Source organism: uncultured Ruthenibacterium sp. (assembly GCF_963558415.1).
Taxonomy (GTDB): domain Bacteria; phylum Bacillota; class Clostridia; order Oscillospirales; family Ruminococcaceae; genus Ruthenibacterium.
This window is the reverse complement of the sequence record NZ_CAUWGY010000150.1, coordinates 1-2050: the sequence shown is the minus strand read 5'-3', so window position 1 is coordinate 2050 and position 2050 is coordinate 1. Positions and strand designations below refer to the sequence as shown.

Genomic DNA, 2050 nt, shown 5'->3' with positions numbered 1-2050 from the left:
GTTGGCCACCGCACTGCCGCCCAGCCCCAGCGCTGTGGCGCCCGTTGCCGTAGCGACCACCGAACCCCCGCCGGTGGCGGCATAACCCCAGTCCGTGATGTTCATCAACACAGTTGTTTCATAACCCCAGGGCAGGCCTTCACCCACTTCAATTTGCTGAGTTCGGCCGTCGTATTCCAGCTCCGCGTCCCATCGATTCCCCACATCTGCCCCGAGCGTGGAGAAAGAAAAATCAAATTCCTCTGTATCGAAAGTACTGTTTCGGGCAGTTCCCAATTGTCCCTGCACCGTAGCCCGAAACACTGCTTCCGAATACGGCTGCGGCAGAGCCGGCGCGCTCTGAAGAAGGCTGTCAGTCTCGTCGCGATAGGTTTGCGTATTTTCAAAAGCAGACCGCTGTACGACCCGCGTCACGGGAAAACGCACTTCGACCCGGTACGTACCGTTTATGGAAAAAAATATTTCGCCAGTATCTTCGATTCTGTCCACATGGAGCAACTGCACATCTTCAAACGCAATGCGCAGAGTGCCCGCTTCATTGTCTGGCAGACCGAACCATGCGCCATTTTCGTCGGAATACAGCAGCAACCAAGGAGTGTAATAAAGGGAATTCGGCTGCAAAGTAACCATAAGATTAAAAATAGACGCATTCCGGACCACGCCATCGTAAGAGTGCATTCCACCGGTCCCCATGGTCACCGGACTTTCCAACGTAAAACTGACCGGCTTACCCTCCTGCAGCAACACCGAACCGTCTTCGCCCACGTCCGGTCCGGTCAATTGCGCGCTCTCGGCCACCGAGGCAGGCGCGGTGATGTGTACATAGTTAATTTTTTCCGTCTGGTCGTCCGCAAAAGCGCATACGCCGGTCAACACACAAAAGGACAACAAAATTGCAACCGCCGCGCACCGCCGAAAAAACAACTGCTTCATTTGCCGGCCTCCTGACTGACCGTCTGAGCCTCACGCATTTTCCAAAACGTTAAACCCAGGCATACAACGCCTGCCAAAATCATCGCCCAAGGAAGAACCCGAGCGAGCACCAGCCACAGCGCACCGCCCACAACAGGCACCGCACGCACCGCGGCAACGGGCACCGCTGCGGCCATACCTACCGCAAAACCGGCAAACACGCGGTCGATTGCGCCTCGATTCACCGTGCGCAACGCCTTGCGCGCCAAAACCATATTCAAAAGGGTGATGAGCAATCCTCTCTGCTTGGAAATCTGTTTTCCTATGCTTAAAAACAGCGCCACGCACACCATGCTGTTGACAAGACTGCCATCTCCGGTCAGAAAAGGATATACCCCCAGCGCAAACCCAATTCCCAAAAAGCCACAGCCCAACATCATGGGCGTGCGATCGCCGGACAAAAGCCGAAGATTGCTGTATTGCGGAATGCGCGCAAGCGCCGTGGACACGCTCTCCTTTTTCAGCTCCTCCCAAAAATGGGTGCGCCGCCGCTCGCTGCCCTTGCGCCGGACCACGATGCCCCGGAAAAAGCTGTTGAACACCACCAGCAAAATCGCCTTGCCCAAAGTGCCGCCGAACGCGCTGCCTTCCAGGCCGCTGAGAGCGCCCGTCAAAAAGTTCAGCGGCCACAAAATGGCCCACTGTACACCTGCTGCGCGCACCCAGCCCAGCACCAGCCAAAACAACGCCATGAGCGCGGTGGGAGCCAGGCTGCCTCGGATCAGATTCCACACATAGCTGCCCCACTCCCGGGCACTGCGCCCCTTTTTCTGATTCATGTCCGTTCCCCCTCGTCCTTTTTATCCACATCCTGCAAAACGCAACTGCCTAGGCGCTTGTCCGCCGCCTGCACCGTGACGGTCCCGTCGCCGTTTTCCTCAAGAGTATACTCCGTTTCCTTCAATACCCGTTTCTCCGCAAGTCCGTTCAAATTTCCATCCGCATAACTGACCACTTCCAGGGTGCCGTCCGCATTCCGCTTTGCTTCCAAGCCGCCCTGATGCAGCGTCAGCTCCGTGGTTTCGCTGGTCTTGAGCACTTTGCCGTTCGGTCCCACGGCCCAGGCAATCACCGTCAC

Annotated in this window: 3 protein-coding genes; all 3 read right to left on the bottom strand. The window is 56.9% G+C overall.

Annotated features, from left to right (window positions below):
- Positions 1-933 (bottom strand): hypothetical protein (locus AB5H98_RS13290; RefSeq protein ID WP_367926362.1); only part of this gene is annotated, 933 nt, incomplete at its 3' end.
- Positions 930-1751 (bottom strand): hypothetical protein, encoded by an 822-nt coding sequence (locus tag AB5H98_RS13285; protein WP_367926361.1) that lies wholly within the window; start codon positions 1749-1751, stop codon positions 930-932. The genes AB5H98_RS13285 and AB5H98_RS13290, both read right to left, overlap by 4 nt.
- Positions 1748-2050: hypothetical protein (locus AB5H98_RS13280; protein WP_367926360.1), on the bottom strand; the 303-nt coding region annotated here is incomplete at its 5' end. The genes AB5H98_RS13280 and AB5H98_RS13285, both read right to left, overlap by 4 nt.

Coding starts and splice junctions, on each gene's coding strand:
- AB5H98_RS13285 (WP_367926361.1), bottom strand. CDS start 1,751: ATGAATCAGAAAAAGGGGCGCAGTGCCCGGGAGTGGGGCAGCTATGTG.